Raw genomic sequence first — 19,799 nt, forward strand, 5'->3', positions numbered from 1 at the left:
CGACCCTTTTTTGTTGGTTTATTACGGGATGTCGAGGACGCCATCCCCTACAAGTGCCAATATGTTAACGTTGTCATTCAGAGGAATGCAATGACGAAGAATCTTGATTTGATTTTTTGTGATTTTGTAGGGGCGACCAGTGGTCGCCAGATTCCTCGATGCCTCGGAATGACAGGGGGTATGATGGTTGCGATTTGAAATGTAGGGGTAGATTCCATATCTACCCTTTTTTGTTGGTTTATTACGGGATGTCGAGGACGCCATCCCCTACAAGTGCCAATATGTTAACGTTGTCATTCAGAGGAATGCAATGACGAAGAATCTTGATTTGATTTTTTGTGATTTTGTAGGGGCGACCAGTGGTCGCCAGATTCCTCGATGCCTCGGAATGACAAGGGGTATGATGGTTGCGATTTGAAATGTAGGGGTAGATTCCATATCTACCCTTTTTTGTTGGTTTATTACGGGATGTCGAGGACGCCATCCCCTACAAGTGCCAATATGTTAACGTTGTCATTCAGAGGAATGCAATGACGAAGAATCTTGATTTGATTTTTTGTGATTTTGTAGGGGCGACCAGTGGTCGCCAGATTCCTCGATGCCTCGGAATGACAGGGGGTATGATGGTTGCGATTTGAATGTAGGGGTAGATTCCATATCGACCCTTTTTTGTTGGTTTATTACGGGATGTCGAGGACGCCATCCCCTACAAGTGCCAATATGTTAACGTTGTCATTCAGAGGAATGCAATGACGAAGAATCTTGATTTGATTTTTTGTGGTTTTGTAGGGGCGACCAGTGGTCGCCAGTTTCCATGTTTTGTGATGTAACGTTTCATTTTTGTGTTGTGTGGTGTTCGCTATATTGCAAAGGGGGTGCTATTTAATAGGTAGAAACTCTGACAAAAACAAAAAATATCAAAAATAGCCCAATCAAAATACCTATACTCTACAGGGGATTTCACTGTGTATCCGAATTGTTACAGAATGATTACAAAGCAGAAAAAATTCTTAATTTTGGTTGATTTGTCAATAGCTAGGAAGCAATTGACTTAAGAATATGGTAAAAATATACTAAGAATGACGTAAGAATGAAAAGATTGCCAGATGTGTGATTGAAAATGCCCAAATTTAGTGTATAAAAAATGAGACTGGACAGATGTTTTTTGTGCAAAAACACAAAAGTCAATTCCTAGCAAATTAGGGGGAATTGTGCGCAAAGAAATGGTTTTTCTTGTACTATATCTTGTGTATATGTTATAATCATCCTATATATCTATGCCATTTTGATTGGTGGTTCAATGTTGTGGCATATTTTTCGCATATAGGCAAAGACGTTTCGTTAGACTATGTAACAATTATCAAAAGGAGGAGTTTTTTAATGCGACAAAAATTCAAAAAAGGCATAGCTTATTTTTTGACTATGTCCATGGCGTTGAGCGCAATGAGTGTGCCAGCGTTTGCAGAAACAGGCGTACCAGATGGTGCACCAAGTTTGTATTTTGCTGACGGTAGTGATAGTGCTGATATGGAATTGTATACCAGTGATCTTGCTGATGGTGGGTTAGAATTTGACTACACTGTGGCTGTACAAGACGTAGACAATGCTAAGTATAATCACAAAAAAGATGGTACTTGGGTATCTTCGAATGGCACATACATTACAGTTGATGTGGATGCTAACTATGACTATAGTCGAGTTGCAACAGTGAAAGTGGCAGAAGACACACCAGAAGGTGATTATACTGTTACTTACACACGTCCAATTACTATTTTGGAAGATAATAGTGAGTATGAAGCAGAAATTACAATTGACATCGAAGTGGTGGATGATGTTACTGTAGTTGACCCTGTAACAGGTGAAATCGAAATCGGTTTCAATGCAAATCAAACAACAAGTGTTGCTCAAAATGAAACTGTAACAAAAGGCGATTCTGCAGAGTTTACTTACTATCTTGCTGTAGCCAACAAAGTGGATATTACAACTGCACTTGGTACAGACCCAGTGTTTGCAGATTTTGTATGGGATGATAGTGAGCTTGATGGAACAGGTATTACACTTGTACAAAGTGACAATGGTGTAAATGCTAGTGCAACAGCATATGTAGCTAATACTGTAGCTGAAGGTACATACACATTTACTGCATCTCGTGCAACTACAGATGATAGCTACTATGGTGAATTTGAATTGACAATCACTGTAGAAGAGTATGTTGTTGAAGATACTGCATCCTTGTATCTCGAGGATGGAAGTAGCGGCAATGTGATCACATTGACCGCAGGTGACAGTGAAAGTTTGTACTATAAAGTTGGTGTAACAGGTAAAGATGAAGACAATTATTCTTATAGTAATGATGGTAGCTGGACACTTACAGGCGATAACGCTGATTCTTACATCACAGCTACCGTAGAAAATGACAGTGCTTACAGTCGTGTTGTTAATGTTACTATTTCCGATATTGCTGAAGGTACATACACACTTACCTATTCTCGTGAAATCACTGCTGTAGAAGGTGGTAGTGGAGAAGCTTACACAGCTGAGTATGTTATCACAATCGAAGTAGTAGAAGGTGCTGACCTTTCAGTAGAAATTACTGGTGACTTCGCAGGTGTTGAAACAGTGGAACATGTATATGGCACACTTGTGACATACACAATCGAAGCTGAATATGTTGGCAATGAAGAAGGTGTTGTTCTTTCTGATTGGACAATTTCAGGCGATACCAATTTCTCCATTGGAAGCACAACATATGATGAAGAAACAGGAATCTATACAGCAGAAGTTAAAGCAAAAAAAGCTGCTGAAACTGATGCTGTATGTGTGATTTCCATCACAGCAACACTTGGTGAAGAATCTCAAACTTATACAAAATCTATCGTAGTTGTAGATGCAACAGATTTCACAGCTTCCTTTAGAGCTGATGATGGCACTACTGGTTATACAAGTGAAGATGTATATCTTGCATCTGGCAAAACTGAAACATATGCATACTATGTAGATCGTGTTGTAAGTGGTACAGAAACTAGTTATACATATTCTGTACCAGTTTGGAGTGTTACAGATGCAGATGGTAATCTTACTGAAGATGTAACAATTTCTGCATCAAACCGTGAAGGAACTGTTACTGTAGAAAAAACTGCAGCAGCTGGCACATACATAGTATCCGCTACTGTATCTGCTGTTCCTAACGGCGTTAATGCAGATGGAATAACAGGTATCGTACCTGGAACTCTTGAAGCAACTGCAGTGGCATACATCACTGTACTTGAAGGTGTTGGTACTGGTACAATCGAAGCAACTGCTGATTCTGTTGCTTATGATGAAGGTGGTACAGTTGAGTACACATTGGACTTCACAGAATTAGAAGGTAGCACATATACATATACTTGGACTGTGTCACCTACTGATGGAAACGTTTCAATTGACAAAACTGGCACAACAGAAACAACTGTAACTGTAGCTGAAGGTGCAACAGTTGGTGATTACACAATTAAATGTGCGGTCAAAGAATTAACAGATGGTGTGACACAAACAGTAAATGTTACAACTACACTTTCTGTAGTGGATGCTATTAATTTGACAGCAGCATTCAAAGATAATAAGAGTGAAGTAGACGGTGCACTTGTTGTTGAAGGTGACACAGAAGTTCTTACTTACCAAATTGCAACATCCGCTTCTTCCTCTAATAATACTGCTATATATAATTATGAATATGCTTACACAGTATCCGCTGGTGAAACTACATATGATGATATTGTTACACCTAAAGGTGACAGCAGTCCACACATTGCACTTGTAGATGCAAGCGCATTGGAAGCTGGCACATACAAATTGACAGCTGTAGTAACAGCTACTTTGGATGGTGTAGAACAAGTAGAAACAATTACTAGAGATTTTGAAGTGGTTCCAGTTCTTGATGTAGTAGTATCTCTTGTACCTAGTACAGCAGACACAGTTTACACAGTTGGCGAATTCACAACAGAAGTAATTTACTACACAGCAACAGTAACAACAGAAGATCCAAATGCAGATGATTACACATTCACTTATGAATGGAGTTATGATGCAAAAGGTGAAGATAAATTTAGTTTCTCTGCAATCAACACAAGCAACGTTGCAACAGCAACAATCTGGGATGGTTTGGCAGTTGGTCTTTATGATGTAACTTACACAGCTACAGCAACAAATGGCGATGCTGTACAAGTATTCAGCACAACAGAATCCATCCAAGTTGTAGATGCTCTTGATTTGACACTTGCTCTTGTAGGTGACACTTCTTACACATCTGCAACAGGTACATTTGCTTTGAATCAAACAGTAGGTCTTACATCTGCAACAATTGATGAAGATTATAGCTATGAATTCACAGTTAGCGTATCTCCAGAAGATCAAGACATTACAGTAGGCGCAACAACTGCAGTTGACGGTGCATCTATGACAGCAGCAGTAGTTGGTGCTTCTGTAGCACCAGGTACATACACAGTTACATACACAATTACAGCAACATCCATTGCAAATCCTGCTGACGTTCAAGTAGGTTCTGTAGATTTCACAATCGTTGTTGAAGACAATGCATTGGCTACTATTGCATATTGGAATGATTCCACATTGGCATATGCTGATATGGTGATCGAAAACGATGCAGCAGCAGCAGATTACAGATTTGTAATCAAAGGTGCACCTGATGACGCAACATATGAATGGACACTTGTAAGCAATGTTGAAGAAACAGACGTAACAATCAAACAAGCAGCAAACAACTTGAATGTTGGTGTTGTTACAGTTCCTGAAGGCGCAACAATTGGCGAATACGAAGTACAAGGCCAAATCACTTCTGGTGAAGACGTATACGTACTTACATCTAAATTCTCAGTTGTAGCAGCTCCTTCTATTGAAGCAACAGACTTTGTACAAGAAGCAGTTTCCAACTTGAAAGATTCTGTAGCTTCCTTCGACGTAGTTGCAGTAGCTACCAATGGAGCAGAAGTTTCCTATGTAGCAGTAAGCGACGACTTTGAAGTAGTGGTAACAGAAACAGGCTTTGACGTAACAGTTCCTGCAAAAACTGAAGAAGGCACATACGAAGTAGAAGTTACACTTTCTGCTGAACGTTGTGTAGATGTAGTTCTTGTAGCTGAAATCGTTGTAGCAGAAGCAATTGTTTTGACAGCCGAATTGGATGGCGAAGTAACAACATCTATCGTAAACGATACAGAAGTAAAAGTACCTTACACAGTAGATGCTAGCGTTTCTGACGATTCCACAGCAACTTACACAGTAGATGCTGGTGACTTTGTAGTAGAAAAAGATGGTTATGACTTTACAGTTGTAGTTCCAGAAGATACAGCAGAAGGCACATACACAGTAACAGTAACAGTTTCCGCAGAAGGTTGCGATTCTCAAACTTTCACAGCTGAAATCGTTGTATCTGCTCCTATAGTTTATGAAGAAATCGCAGCATACTTCAATACAAACTCTAGCTTTGTAAGTGTAGATAGCATTGCAGCAGCAGGCGATACATTGAAATTCTCTGCAAAATTGTCAAATGTTGATACAGATGCAGTAGATGTAACTTATGATTGGTCTGGTTCTGAAGGTATCGAAGTAAATCCTTTGGGTGCTAATAACCCACAAGTTGGTGTATTGGCAGTTGATGAAAACGTAGAAGCAGGCACTTACGAAGTAAGCGTAGTAATTTCTGCTGATGGTTATAATTCCACAACACTTTCTTTGAAAATTACAATTGAAGAACCTGAAGAAGTAGAACCTGAAGAAGAATTGGAAGCAATCGATGCATACTTCAATACAAACTCTAGCTTTGTAAGTGCAGACTATACTGCAGTTGCAGGCGAAACATTGAAATTCTCTGCAAAATTGACAACAACAGATGCAACAAACGTAACTTATGCTTGGTCTGGTTCTGAAGGTATCGAAGTAAATCCTTTGGGTGCTAATAACCCACAAGTTGGTGTATTGGTAGTTGATGATAGCGTAGCAGCAGGCACTTACGAAGTAAGCGTAGTAATTTCTGCTGATAACTATAATCCAACAACACTTTCTTTGGAAATTACAATTGAAGGCTCCGAAGAAGAAGAAGAAGATGAAGAAGTTGAAGATTTGCCAGAATTCGATCTTTCTGAAGACGGTGAATTTACTTCAAAAACACCTACAATGGATGACGGTTACTACGTATATGAATTTACATACGTAGGTGAAGAATCAGATGATTATACATATGGTTGGGTTGTTACAGGTTTGGAAGAAGATAACGAAAATGTTATCTTTGAAATGGATTGGACAACACTTACTATCAAAATTATCACATCCTATGATAATGTAAGTTTTAGTGTAGACTATGTAGGAACACTTATTGAAGATTAAAAACCAAAGTCCCTTTTGATAATTGTATGAGGAGGGTGCAAGCCCTCCTTAATATACAAAAGATTGAAAGGCGTATGTGACTAGGTGAATTGACAATATGTTATGAATCTAGTGCAAAAAAGGAGAAATGATTATGAGAGGAAAAATGAAAAGATTGATGGCGTTCATTGTATCGCTGTCTATGGTATTCAGTCTATTTGTCGTTCCTGCTTCTGCTGCTATTGATGTTGACCACTCTACAACATTAACAATTTCAAATGTTGACGATGTGCCAGACGATTTCACAGTAGGCAGTACATGGACAGTAGAAACAAGTAAAAGCGCAACTTTGTCAGTTGCGCCAAATGATTATGTAGAAATTGATGGCATGACTGTTACAGGGATAAAAGCAGATGAGGAAGCAGTTGAAGTACAAATTTCTGCAACGGCTACAGATGATGGTGCTTCAGTTGCCACAGTTAAGTTGGTAGTGAACCCAGTACCAGAAGAAGAAGTAGTAGCAAGCGAAATTGATTTGAAATTTGTATCTCAAGAAACAACTTCTAAAGTGTTTGATTTGAGCCCAGCAACATACACAATGGGTACAGATAAAACAGTAGTTACAGAAGATGTTGTAGCAGTAAACTTTTATGTGCAACCAGAAGATGGAGAAGATTCAGATTACGTTTATGAATATGTTTGGTCTTCTGGCAGCGAAGATATTTCCATCGCTACAAATAATTCAAATAGTGCAAAAGCATACATCACTTTGTTGGAAGGTGCAACAGCAGGTAAACATGAAATCACTTGTGTGGCTACAGTGACAGAAGATGATGTGGAAGTAGCTACAGGCGAAATTACAGGTACTCTTATCGTAGAAGAAGGTCCAATCTCTTGGACAGAAATGGTTGCAATTCAATTTGTAGCAGTGTCTTCTGCTGTTGACACATCAGTATATACTTCTACACCAATTGAATATCAATTGAACTCTGCTCAATATGCAATTACTACAGACCAAACTTATGTAGTAAGAGCAGAAGCAACAAACTATGGTGGAACAACATATTCCTATGACTTTGAATGGTCTAGTGATAGCGAAGATTCCGTTACAGTAGAAGAAAAAAGTGATGGTGACAAAGGTTCCAACGCAACAATCACTTTGTTGAAAGGTACTATGGCTGGTGTTTACACAATCACTTGTGTAGGTACAGCATTTGACGCAGACTTCAACGAAGTTGGTTCTCAAAGAATCACAACAACAGTAACTGTATTGGATGCAGAAGTTGTTCCTCCAACAGGAGTTACATTGACTGTGGAAGACGCAGAATACACATATGATGGTACAGCTCATGTTGTAACATTGATATCTGATGTTGAAGACTTCGAACCAGTAATGGGTGAAAATGTTGTAGTTTTCTATCAACAAGATGGACAAGATATTGCAATTGATGATGAAGGCGTAGTAAACGCTGGAACATACGATATCTATTATGAAATCGATAGCTATAAATACACAGGCGAAGGTCTCATTGAAGATGCAATGACAATCGACAAAGCTGAAGTTACTCCAACTGTTACAATTCCTGCAACATTTGTTTATGGCACAACATTGGCAACAACAGATGTAGTTGTAACAGATGAAGCATATGGTTTTGAAGCAAGTGAAATTACTTACTATGACAAAATTGACGATGATTATTCTGAAGGAACAATTGTAGCTCCTACTGCAGTAGGTGAATACACAGCTCGTATTGTTTTGGCAGAAAGCGACAATTATACACCAAGTATTAGTGAAGTAATTACAAACTTTGAAATCACACCAGCAACAATCACAGTTTCCGCAGTAGATGTAACAACATACTACGGCAACGATGGTATTGATGATTTGTTGAAAGTAGAATACAGTGGTTTCCAATATGACGATGGAGAAGAAGTATTTAATGCTCCTGACCCAGTGGCAACAACAGAAGTTACTGACGAAAGTGAAATTGGCGAATACGTAGATGCAGTTACTCCTGTTGAAGAATATACAGCAGATAACTACACATTTGAATATGTACCAGCAACAATCACAATCGCTGAAGTACAACAAGATAGTATTAAATTTACAACATCTGATGATACAATGAATGTGACACAAAGCATGAAAGTATCTGCAGAAGTAGATGGAGAAAATGGAGTAGACCTTTACTGGTTCTCCAGTAATCCAGAAGTTGCTGATTTCGATGATGATGGCTACCTTGTAGCATATAAAGAAGGTCAAACAGCAATCGTTGCATATGACGAAGAAACAGGCGAAGAAGCTTGGTACACAATGAATGTTTCTGAAGAATACATTTCTTTGGAATTCAGCAATTTGTCTCAAGTTTATGATGGCACTGTAAAAGAAGTAACTCTTACAAGCAAATCTAGCAAAGTTACTTTTGAAGAACTTGATGTTGAAGTTCTTTACTATGCAGTAGTTGATGGCGTAGTAAGTGAAGAAGCTAGTGACGCAATTGCAGTTGGCGAATACTTCGTAACATATGAAATTTTGGGTGATACATACGAAGGTTATGGCTCTGCTACAATGTACATCATAGAAAATTCTCTTGAAGGTACTTCAGGTCTTACTGTTAAAGTAGGCTCCTCTAGTTACAGAGATGGCGTACTCAATGCAGGTTCTGGCACATTTGTATATGGTGCAGATACAACTGTAACTTCTCAAATTCCAAGTGGCTTTACAAAACTTGGCTATGAAGAAGGTAGTATTACATACACAACTGATGATGGCAATGCTCCAACAAACGTTGGTACATACACAGTAACAGTTGAATTTGTAAGTCCAAACTATGCAACAGTTACAAAAACAGCAACTTACAAAATTACACCAGCAACATTGACAGCGACACCAGAAGCTAAAGAAATTGAATTCAATGAAGCAGCTGGCGATTTGGTAGTTAATGTAACAGGATTCAAATATGAAGAAACTGTAGCTACAGCAGCTGGTTACACAGCTCCAGTAGCGGCAGTACTTGGCTATGATGCTGGTCTTAATGTAGGCACATACACAATTACAGTATCTGGTGGTTCCGCAGATAACTATACATTTGCATATGAAACAGCTGAATTGACAGTTGGTGCTACAGATGCAAATGAAATGACATTGGGTAACACACAAGCAACTTCCGCAACAGGTAAAACTTGGGATCTTCAAGCTTATATTGATGGAAATGAAGTGACAAGTGTTGTTACTTGGAAATCCAGCAGTCCAGATGTTGCAACAGTTGGCGAAACAACTGGTACAGTAGTAACAGTTGCAAATGGTAAAACAACAATTACAGCTACTTATAGTGGTGGTGAAGGTTACAGTTATAACGCAGCTCAAGCAAGCTTTGGTTTGGAAGTAATCCAAAGCGATACAATCTTGAATTTCGATGACTTGACACACACATATGATAGCGGAGTAAAAGCGGTAACACTTAGCAATGCTTCTGAAGTATCTGCGTTTGATCCAGTAATTGGCACAAATGTAGACGTTCTTTACTATGAACAAATCACTGAAGATACTTATAGTGAAGAAGGCGTAGAATCTGTAAGTAATGCAGGTACATACAAAGTAGTTTACACAATTGATGATGTTTCTTACAATGGTACAGGCGTTAACTACATGACAATTTTGCCAGCAACAGCAGATGAAGGCGAATTTGATTTTGCAGTGAATGTAACAAATTCTGTTTACGGTGCTTTTGTAGAAGCAACAGCAGATGAAGTTGAAGGATGGGAAGAAGTAGTTTCCTACAAAGAAGTAGCAGCTCCAACAAACGTTGGTAAATACACAGCAGTTGCTACTTATTCCAAAGCAAACTACAATGATTATGATGAAGAAGCTGAATTTGATATCACACCAGCTCCATTGACAATCACAGCTGATGACAAAGAAATGGACTTCGGCGGTTCTGTTCCAGCTTTGACAGCATCTTATGGTGTTGAAGATGAAGATGGCGAAATCATCAATGGTCTTGTAAATGGTGACCTTGCTAGTGTAGTTATTATGGAACTTTACACAGAAGCAAATTCTAATAGCAAAGTTGATACATATGACATCACAGTAGTAGCAGATCCAACAGCAACAAACTATGATATTACTTTTGTTAAAGGTACATTGACAATCTCCAAAGCACCAGCAGGTGTATTCAATGTAACCAGTACAGCAACAACATTCAATGTAGGTGACAAATTCACTTTGACAGCCTTCATTGAAGGTGATATGACAACAGATGTATTGTGGACAATCGAGATCACAGATACTGTTTCTTACGATTCTATAACAGGTCAATACACTGTATTGAAATCTGGCGATATTGAAATCACAGCAGAATATACTGGCACAAACTACACCGCTGATGACTTTACATTCAAAGCTACAGTAGGTAAAACCAATTTGGATCTCGTGTTTGACCAAGATTCTTTGGAACAAACATATGAAGCAGGAGTTGCAAAAGTAGTAACTCTTACAACTGGCAGTACAGGCGTAAACTATGCTGAACTTGATAATGTTGAGGTAACTTACACAAACCTTACAACTAACGTTGTAAGTGAAGCAATTGAAGTTGGTAGATACGATGTAACTTATGTCATCAATGATGATGTTTACGAAGGTACTGGTTCTGCAACAATGGAAATTGTAAAAGCAAGTGCTACAGATACATTTGGAGTAACAGGTGTTGATGCAGCTTATGGTCAAGCAGCAGCAGCAACAGCAGTAGATCTTACTGCTTCTGGTTGGACAGCAACAATTTCTTATGAAGATGCAAGTGGTAGCCCAATGACTGAAATGCCAGTAGATGCTGGTAAATACACAGCAGTAGCTACATACACACATGCAAATTATGCAACAGAAATCGTAAAAGATGATTTCATAATCTCACAAGTAGTTGTAACAGTAACTGCTCCAAACAAAACAATTGATTACAATGATGAAATCGGCGATTTGGGTACTGAAACTTACGTAGGCTTTGTAAATGGCGAAGATGAATCCGTATTGATAAGCGAAGTAAAACTTTCAACAGTTGCTGAAAAAGGTAGCGTACCTACTACTTATCCAATCGTAGCTTCAGGCGCAACAGCAGCAAACTACACATTTACATATGTAGATGGTATTTTGACAATCACAACACAAGACTTGACTGGCTCTACATTGGTTATCGTAGGTGCTCAAACAGATGTGAAGGTTGGAAAAGAATTTATCGTTTCCGCTGAAATCAACAATGATGATGTTACAGTTGACTGGGAAAGTGGAAATACATCCATTGCAACAGTAGATGCATATGGTAATGTAAAAGCAGTCGCAGAAGGTACAACAGAAATCAAAGCAACATTGAATGACCCTAGATACAGTGGTACACTTACCGCAAGCTTCACATTGTATGTAAATCAAAACAATGTTATTTTGACACCACAAGAAACAACAGTAACATATGATGGTTATGCACATCAAATTACATTTACCTCCACAACACAAGGTTTCACAGTTGTACAAAATGATATCGAAGTGAAATACTATGACAGTGCAAACAATTATTTGGGTGACTCTGTAAGAGATGCTGGTAAATACACAGCATACTATGTATTGAATGATGGTACACATTACAACAGTGGATCTGTAGTGGTAACAATTGACAAAGCAGAAGTAACTGTATATCCAAATGATTATTCAACAACTTATGGTGATGATCTTCCTAACTACACAATCGCTCCTGATGCAGACATGGCAGATGCAATCAATAGCGCATTGCTTGGTGAAGATAGATATGTTTCACCAGATGCAGGGGATGCAGACACATATTATGACAATGTAGCTGATTATGCTGCAACTGCTATCTTTGAAACACAAGAAGCAGGTGCTAATAACTACTATGACATGTATGCAGATATGTTTGTTTTGTCTACAGCAGTAGATGCTGATGGCAAATATGCAGATGCAGGCACATATCCTATTTTAATTGAATTTGCAGAAGGACATGATGCAGATAGTTCCAATAACTACACATTCACTCTTGGCAGTGATGGTACTTTGACAATCAATCCAAAAGATTTGACATTTACTGCTGACAACATGATGGTTGAAGATGGAACAACAAATGCTGATATGAGAGCACAAGCAACATATACAGTAGATGGTTTTGTTTTGGATCAAGACGAACAAGTATTGACACTTGCTTCCAGTGGTATTTCCTTCGGAATTACAGATGGTAGCAAAGAAATTGACGACATGACAGACCCTGGCTTCTATGATGCTGCTATTACAATGGGTGGTTATGGAAACAATGCCTCTGTAAATGGCAACTACAGAATTTACTATGTAGCTGGCGATCTTACAATCGTAGATAACTTGGTTGTAACAGCAGCAGGTGTTGCAACAACAGGTTATTTGGAAGTACGTATGGATCAAGAAGTTGACCTTGCAGGCGTTGTATTTACAGTAACAGAAAAATCTACAGGCAATGAAATCCAAGTAACAGCAGTTGAAAATGAACCAGAAACTGAAGATGCAACAATTTTTGCAGATGAAATGGTAAGCTATTACCTTGAAGGCACATTTACACTTGGTGAAACTTACACAGTTACATTGGCTGACAATACTACAGTAGGTAACTGGCCTGTTTACGATTACGGATTTGTTCCAAGTGAACTTGTTTACTTAATCGTAACTGATGAAATCGCTGTAACAGGCACAGGCACAACAAGTGCTTTGACAGTGAAATTTGATGAACCAGTTGCAGATGCAACATTCACAGTTGATGGCGTAGAGGCAGTAGCAACAGCTTCTGCTGACAACAAAACTTATACAATTTCTGGTACATTTACAGCAAGTACTACTTATGCAGTAGAAATTACATCCGATGCACCAACAGGATTTGTATTTGACAAAACAGCAGTTGATATCACAGTTCCAGCAGCAGCCACAGGCGGTTCCAGTGGCGGTTCCTCAGGTGGCGGTGGTGGCGGTGGTACCACTACATACTCCATCAGCACTGATGCAGAAAATGGTACTATTGACGCAAGCAAATCCAGCTCTGCAAAAGACAAAGAAATCACATTTACAGTAACTCCTGATGATGGCTACGAATTGGTTGGCATCACAGTTGTTGAAAATGATGATGATGCAGAAGCAATTGATTTCGAATACGATGATGAAGAAGGCGCTTATGTATTCACAATGCCATCTTCCAAAGTATTGATCACAGCAACATTCACAGCAGTATTTGAAAATGAAACACCATTCACCGATGTTGACGTTGATGATGCAAACTATGCTGGTATCGCTTATGTTTATGCAAACGGTATTATGGCAGGTATCTCTGAAACAGAATTCGGTGGCGAAATGTCCATTACTCGTGGTATGATTACAGCAATCTTGTATCGTTTGAACGGTAGCGTTCCTGCTGACGAATCAGTAGAAATGCCATTCACAGACGTTGCAGAAACAGCTTACTACTACGAAGCAGTTCGTTGGGCTAAAGAAGTTGGCGTTGTAGCTGGTTATGACGAAGATACATTCGCTCCAGACCAAACAATCTCCAACGAACAATTTGCAGCTTTGATGTATCGTTATGCAACATTCAAAGGTATGGCTACAGCAGTAGATGCTGGTTCTAACCTTGATGGTTACAAAGATGCAGACGAAATTACAGCTTATGCTTACGCAGCTCTTCTTTGGGCTTGTGAATATGGCGTAATGGGCGATGCTTCCAAATTGTATCCAACAGATTATGCAATTCGTGAAGAAGTTGCAACATCCTTGATGAACTTCATGGAAATGGGCGCTGCAGTTGAAACTGAAGAAGTTGAAGCTGAAGAAGAAGTTGTTGAAGAAGTTGTTGAAGAAGAAGAAATCTAATTCACATCAATGATGACAATGTAATATGAAACAGATTTTAGGGCGGGGGTTTTACCCCCGTCTTATTTTTATGCCAATTTGTAGGGCGGTGGCTTGCTGCTGCCGAAAACCAAGATTCTTCGTCACTGCGTTCCTCTGAATGACAAAAACAGAGGGCAGAGTAGCTGTCTACAAGAGAGTGTATATGGGTTTTGTAGGGGCTGCCCTATGTGGCTGCCCATATCATTTTGAAAAGGGATGTACCAACATAAAATAGGTGCTTGTAGGGTGGTGGCTTGCTACCGCCGAAAGAGAAGATTCTTCGTCACTGCGTTCCTCTGAATGACAAAAAACAACTGTACGCTGTCATTCCGAATGAAATGAGGAATCTTAGCTTTGGATTTTTCTTCATCAGATATTCTGAATGACAAAAAAATAACTGTACGCTGTCATTCCGAATGAAATGAGGAATCTCAGCTTTGGATTTTTCTTCATCAGATATTCTGAATGTCAAACCAGAACAGCTGTAGGGGTGATTCACGAATCAACCGCAATATATTAGATGAAAACATAAAAGCATCAATTCGATTAGCACCACATTGGAAACTCGAATTCAACACATTGCACAGTAAATTTCACATTATTTGTGCAAAATAAACAAATAGTAAAACAGTAGGAAAGGATATGTGAAGATACTGTCAAAGAAAAAATGGTAAAATTTAGAAAGTGAATCAAAATTCAATAAAAAAACCCCCTCAAAACAGAAAAATACCACCCTTTTTGTGAAATGAGAATGTGCTATACTATAACCAAGTAGAAATGGCAAGAAGTGTTAGTGACAACAACACAAAAAGCAAAAAAAAGGGGATGTGAATGGATTGGGTCAATGTATTGTTAAAATGAAAGGCATACAAAAGAGTTTCCCAGGCGTAAAAGCGTTGGACAATGTAGACTTCGAATTAAATTCTGGCGAAGTTATGGCATTGTTGGGTGAAAATGGTGCTGGTAAATCCACTTTGATGAAAATTATGAGTGGTGTTTACACAAGAGATGAAGGCACATTGGAATTGTTTGGTCAAGAATATGGCGATTTGACACCTAAGCAAGCACAAGCTGCTGGTGTGGCAATCATCCATCAAGAATTGAACATGTGTAAACATTTATCAGTTGCAGAAAATATGTTTTTGGGTAGAGAAATTACAGGTAAGTTTGCACTCAAGAATGCTGAAATGGAAGCAATTGCAAAGAAATTCTTGGATGACTTGAAAGTGGATATCGATCCAAAACAAGTGGTTGGGGATTTGCCAGTTTCCAAACAACAAATGGTTGAAATTGCAAAAGCACTTTCCATGAATGCAAAAGTTTTGATCATGGATGAACCAACTTCTGCATTGACAGCGAAAGAAATTGATGAATTGTTCCGTATCATCAGAAAACTCCGTGATGATGGTTGCGGTATCGTTTACATATCCCATCGTTTGGAAGAGTTGCAACACATTGTAGATCGTGTTACAATTATGCGTGATGGTCAATACATCACAGCAATGAACTTTAAAGATGCAACAATGGACGAAATCATCACAAACATGGTTGGTCGTGAAATCACAGAACAATTCCCTAGAGTGGATTGTGAAAAAGGCAAAAAAGTATTTGAAGTGAAAAACCTCAATGCTGGTCCTTTGGTACGTGATATCAACTTCTCTGTATATGAAGGTGAAATTGTAGGTTTTGCAGGGCTTATGGGTGCTGGTAGAACTGAAATGACAAGAGCACTTTTTGGTGCTGATAAAAAATCAGGTGGAGAAATCTACTTGGAAGGCAAAGAAATCAAAATCAACTGTCCAATGGATGCCATCAAACAAGGTTTGGTACTTGCTCCTGAAGATAGAAAAAAAGATGGTTTGTGTACAAAACTCAGTATTAGAGAAAATTTGACACTGCCAAACCTAGATATGATTTGCAACAAATTGGAAGTCATCAACAGTAGAAAAGAACAAGAGCTTTGTGTAAAAGCAGTAAAGAACTTGCTCATCAAAACACCTACTGTAGAAGTGGATGCCAGCAGTTTGTCTGGTGGTAATCAACAAAAAGTAGTTGTTGGTAAATGGCTTGCTAGAGATTCCAAAGTGGTTATTTTCGATGAACCAACAAGGGGTATTGACGTTGGTGCTAAAGTTGAAATCTATAACTTGATGAACAAATTGAAACAAGAAGGTATTGCTGTTATCTTTGTATCTTCTGAAATGCCAGAAGCAATGGGTATCGCAGATCGTATCATCGTAATGTGCGATGGTAGAATTACAGGTGAAGTAATGGCAAGAGAAACCACTCAAAGTGAAATCTTGACATTGGCAACAAGTTTCGAAAATAAAATGGAATCAAAAGCTGTTTAAGGGGGAAGAAACGATGAATGATAAGAAAAATCCGTTGAAACAATTTTTAGCAATTCGTGGTATGGGTGCTGCTTTGACTGCATTTGTTGGTTTGGTGGTTATCTATGTTGCATTTGGTTTGATCAATAGTACAGTATTTACATCTCAAAACACAATGAACTTGTTACGTTCCATGTCAAAATATTTGCTCATTGGTATCGCACAAAGTTATGTACTCATCACAGGTAACATCGACCTTTCCATTGGTGCTGTTGTTGGTATGAGTGCTATGATTTCTGCAACACTTATGACAATGGGTGTAAGTCCTGCAATTGCAATCATCATAACACTTGCTTGTAGCGTTGTGGTTGGTGTTGCAAATGGTTGTTTGGTTGGTAAATTCAAATTGCCTCCATTCATTGCAACTTTGGGTACAATGTTCGTAACTCGTGGTGTTGCTTACATGGTAAATGGTAATAGAAATACAGATGCAATTACAACAGGCGTTGGCAAAGAAGTTGGCGATGCATTCCAAAACTTCTTCTACTATGGTAAAACAGCAGGCGTTTACAACACTTTCTGGATTGCAATGGTAATCTTTGTAATTTGCTTCTTCATTCTTTCCAAAACAAGAACTGGTAGACATATCTATGCAATTGGTTCCAATGTGGATGCAGCAAAACTTTCTGGTGTAAACGTAGTTGCAACAACAACAAAAGTATACATCATCAGTGCAATTTGTTCTGCAGTAGTAGGTTTGATTCTTTGTGCACAAGCAGGTATGGGTAACATGGAAGCTGGTAATATGTACGAAATGTACGGTGTTGCTGCTGGTGTTATCGGTGGGGTATCTCCTCTTGGTGGTACTGGTCTCTTGCTTGGTACTTTGGCTGGTGCTTTGGTATGGCAAGTATTGGAAAATGGTTTGAACATGATTGGTGCGCAAGTAGGTATCCAACGTGTTGTAATTGGGGTTATCGTAACATTCGCTGTATTGCTTGATGTAGTTTTGAGAAACAACAGCTTCAGCTTTGGTAAAAAGAAAAAACAATGAGAAACTTAACTGCTTATGAGGTGGGTTTCATGCCCACCTTTAGGCGGATAGGGATATGCCACATGTCTCAATGTGGTATGAAGAATGAAAAGTGAATATAGCTTTGATACAAGGAAAATTCATTCTTTGTTCTTCACAAGGTATTGCAAGTGTATTTTACACTTGGTTACTAATAGGGTATTAAAAGGAGGAGAAACAATGAAGAAAAAAGTATTATCTATTTTATGTTGTGCATCCATGGTTGCATCTCTCGCAGCTTGTGGAAGCAGCAGCAGTGCAACAACAGAAACAAGCACAACAGCAGCAGATGCTAGTGCAACAAAAATCGCTTTGATCACAATGGACTCCATTGATCAACACTGGATTTCTTTGAATGACGGTGCACAAGAAGCGGCAGCAGAATTGGGTGTTGAAGTGACTTTCATGTCCCCTAACACAAAAGATGATGCACAACAAATCGAAAGCGTTAACAATGCAGTTGCTGGTGGCTACCAAGCAATCATCGTTGCTGCAAATGGTCCTGATGCAATCTCTTCTTCTTTGAAAGAAGCACAAGAAGCAGGCCTTAAAATCGTTTATGTTGACTCCCCTGCAAACGTAGATGCAGAAGCAACATTCTCCACAGACAACAAAGCAGCTGGTACAATCGCTGGTGAACAAATGTTGGCAGCTTTCGCTGAAGCTGGCGTAACAGGCGGTTCCATCGGTATCATCAATGTAAATGCTGCAACAGATTCTTGTGTAATGCGTGAAGAAGGTTTCCGTGAAGCATTCGCAGGTTCTAGCTTTGAAATTTTGGAAACACAATATGGTGAAGGCGATGCTGCTAAATCCCAAAGTATTGCAGAAAACTATGTAACACAAGGTGTTGTTGGTATCTTCGGTGCCAATGAAGGTTCCACAACTGGTGCTGGTAATGCGATCAAAGCTGCTGGCACAAGCGATATCGTTGGTGTTGGTTTCGATACTTCCGATGCAATCTTGAACTTGGTAACTGATGGCTACTTGCTTTGTACAATGGCGCAAAACCCTTCTGTAATGGGTTATGAAGGCGTTAAAGCTGCTGTAGCTGCAATCGGTGGCGAATCTCTTGGTGGCGCTGTAACAGATACAGGCGTTTCTGTAGTAGATGCTGCTTACCTTGGTGGTTCTTCCGCTTCTGCTTCTGCTGATGCAGTAGTTGCTAGCCAAGCTTGGAAAATCGCTTTGATCACAATGGACTCCATTGACCAACATTGGGTATCCTTGAACGAAGGCGCTCAAGCAAAAGCTTCTGAATTGGGTGTTGAAGTTTCCTTCATGTCCCCTAACACAAAAGACGATGCACAACAAATCGAAAGTGTTAACAATGCTGTAGCTGGTGGTTACAATGCTATCATGGTTGCTGCAAATGGTCCTGACGCAATCTCTTCTGCTTTGAAAGAAGCACAAGATGCTGGTATCACAATCGTTTATGTTGACTCTCCTGCTAACTTGGATGCAGAAGCAACATTCTCTACAGATAACAAAGCAGCTGGTGTTACAGCTGGTGAAGAAATGTTGGCAGCTCTTACAGCAGCTGGCACAACAAGTGGCAACATTGGTATCATCAATGTTAATGCTGCAACAGATTCTTGTGTAATGCGTGAAGAAGGCTTCCGTCAAGCATTCGAAGGCACAGATTTCACAATCTTGGAAACACAATATGGTGAAGGCGATGCTGCTAAATCTCAAAGTATTGCAGAAAACTATGTAACACAAGGCGTTGTTGGTATCTTTGGTGCAAATGAAGGCTCCACAACAGGTGCTGGTAATGCAATCAAAGCTGCTGGCGATAGCTCTATCATCGGTGTTGGTTTCGACCAATCTGATGCAATCTTGAACTTGATCGCTGATGGTTACTTGCTTTGCACAATGGCTCAAAACCCTGCAGTAATGGGTTCCATGGGTGTTGAAGCTTGTGTTGCTGCATTGGAAGGCGCTAGCGCTGGTGGTGCTGTAACAGATACAGGCGTTTCTGTTTTGAAATAAGTTCCCAACATAATTTTACATACCTAAAATAAAAGGAAGACCGTCGATGAAAATCGGCGGTTTTCTGCATATTATCTTGTTTTCGTTAGTTTTGTAGAATAGAAAACAAGAGAAAAATATGTTATGATAAATTTAGAATGGT

5 protein-coding genes are annotated in these 19,799 nt (G+C 39.2%); all 5 read left to right on the forward strand.

What is annotated here, in order from left to right; all coding sequences use genetic code 11:
* Positions 1–1,380 precede the first annotated feature (1,380 nt).
* Positions 1,381–6,381 carry a hypothetical protein gene (locus MJY40_RS03770; protein WP_317855729.1) on the forward strand — a complete coding sequence of 1,667 codons (5,001 nt, stop codon included), beginning with the start codon at positions 1,381–1,383 and terminating at the stop codon, positions 6,379–6,381.
* A 133-nt stretch (positions 6,382–6,514) separates the two neighbouring features.
* On the forward strand, positions 6,515–14,242 hold the full coding sequence (locus MJY40_RS03775; protein WP_317855730.1) for an MBG domain-containing protein: 7,728 nt from the start codon (positions 6,515–6,517) through the stop codon (positions 14,240–14,242).
* Between the two features lie 857 nt (positions 14,243–15,099).
* A complete protein-coding gene (locus MJY40_RS03780; protein WP_317856406.1) occupies positions 15,100–16,614 on the forward strand; it encodes a sugar ABC transporter ATP-binding protein in 1,515 nt (504 codons plus the stop codon).
* A gap of 13 nt (positions 16,615–16,627) precedes the next feature.
* The gene (locus MJY40_RS03785) at positions 16,628–17,647 is read left to right on the forward strand and encodes an ABC transporter permease (RefSeq protein WP_317855731.1); all 1,020 of its coding nucleotides are present in this window, start codon (positions 16,628–16,630) and stop codon (positions 17,645–17,647) included.
* A gap of 198 nt (positions 17,648–17,845) precedes the next feature.
* On the forward strand, positions 17,846–19,657 hold the full coding sequence (locus MJY40_RS15625; protein WP_331488227.1) for a substrate-binding domain-containing protein: 1,812 nt from the start codon (positions 17,846–17,848) through the stop codon (positions 19,655–19,657).
* Positions 19,658–19,799 lie beyond the last annotated feature (142 nt).

The organism is Chakrabartyella piscis (assembly GCA_030067835.1).
Lineage (GTDB): Bacteria > Bacillota > Clostridia > Lachnospirales > Anaerotignaceae > Chakrabartyella > Chakrabartyella piscis.